General features: G+C 80.7%; 1 pseudogene. It reads left to right on the forward strand.

Annotated features, from left to right (window positions below):
- Nucleotides 1-1,734: pseudogene (locus OJ962_RS34160) on the forward strand (hypothetical protein); the annotation flags it as partial.
- Between the last annotated feature and the right edge of the window lie 25 nt (nucleotides 1,735-1,759).

A 1,759-nucleotide genomic window follows, 5' to 3' on the forward strand; every position in this document is an offset into this window, starting at 1 on the left:
CCCGCCCCGGCCGCGCCCGCCGCTTCGGCTCCCGCTCCGGCCGCCCCGGCCGCGCCCGCCGCGGCGCAGGGCCCCGCGGAGGGCCCGGACTGGGCCAGGGCCGGCATGAGCCCGTTCGCCGCCCAGTGGCTGTTCGGCGACTCCGCCGGCGCCGAGAGCGACCTCGTCCCGATGAGCGTCGCCGAGAAGATGCCCGAGCCGACGAAGGAGGAGCGCGTCGCCCGCTTCGTCGCGCGCGGCGGCCTCGAGCGCTCTCGCGGCGCCCGCATCGTCGAAGGCGCCGGCACCGGCGCTCCGCTCTCCTCGGACGAACTCGGCCTCGCCGACTCCGCCGACGAGGAAGACCCAGGCGCTTCCCCGAAGCGCCTCTCCCGCAAGCCGCTCGAGCCGGGCACGGACGCGCCGCCCGCCTCGGTCGCCCCCACCCCGGCCGAAGACGCGCCGGCCGCGGCGGCACCCGCGTCGATCGCGCGCACCCCGGCCGACGACGCGCCGACACCCTCGGCGTCCGCCTCGATCGCGCGCACCCGCGCCGACGACACCTCGTCCGCCCCGGCCTCGATCGCCCGCACCCCGGCCGACGACACGCCGACCCCGCCGGCCCCCGCGTCCATCGCGCGCACACCCGCCGACGACACGCCGACCCCGCCGGCCCCCGCGTCCATCGCGCGCACACCCGCCGACGACACGCCGACCCCGCCGGCCCCCGCGTCCATCGCGCGCACACCCGCCGACGACACGCCGACCCCGTCGGCGCCGGCCTCGATCGCCCGCACACCCGCCGACGACGCGCCGACCCCGTCGGCCCCCGCCTCGATCGCCCGCACCCCCGCGGACACGCCGACCTCGCCGGCGCCGGCCTCGATCGCCCGCACACCCGCCGACGACACGCCGACCCCGCCGGCCCCCGCGTCGATCGCCCGCACCCCCGCCGACGACGCGCTCACCCCGTCGGCCCCCGCCTCGATCGCCCGCACCCCCGCGGACACGCCGACCCCGCCGGCGCCCGCGTCGATCGCGCGCACGCCCGCCGACCACACGCCGACCCCGCCGGCCCCCGCGTCGATCGCGCGCACGCCCGCCGACGACGCGCCGACCCCGCCGGCGCCCGCGTCGATCGCGCGCACGCCCGCCGGCGACACGCCGACCCCGTCCGCCCCCGCCTCGATCGCCCGCACGCCCGGCGACGACGACGACCCCGAGGCCATCACGCTGCCGCGCCCGTCGCGGCTCTCGACCACGCCGCCGTCGGTCGCGCGCACGCCCGCGGACACGCCGCCCGCGGCCTCGTCCTCGCCGGCTTCGGTCGCGACGACTCCGGCCGACACGCCGCCCGCGGCTCCGTCCTCGCCGGCTTCGGTCGCGCGCACCCCGGCCGACACGCCGCCCGCGGCTCCGTCCCCGCCGGCCTCGGTCGCGCGCACCCCGGCCGACACGCCGACCCCCACCTCCTCGTCGGCGGCCTCGGTCGCACGCACGCAGGCCGAGACGCCGGCCACGACCTCGTCGCCGACGGCTTCGGTCGCGCGCACGCCGGCCGACCCGCCGCCGGCCGTCTCTTCGTCGGCGGCCTCGGTCGCGCGCACGCCCGACGACACGCCGCCCGCGAGCGCTTCGGCCGGGCCGGTCAAGCTCGCGCGGAAGGTCGCGGCCGAGCCTGAGGCGCCGGCCCGCCCGGTCATGAAGGTCGCTCGGGCCGTCCCCGCCCCGCCCGCGTTGGTGTCTGTCGAATAGCCATCTTAAGCCTTTTCATCTCTGG

This window comes from Solirubrobacter deserti (assembly GCF_027587175.1).
Lineage (GTDB): Bacteria > Actinomycetota > Thermoleophilia > Solirubrobacterales > Solirubrobacteraceae > Solirubrobacter > Solirubrobacter deserti.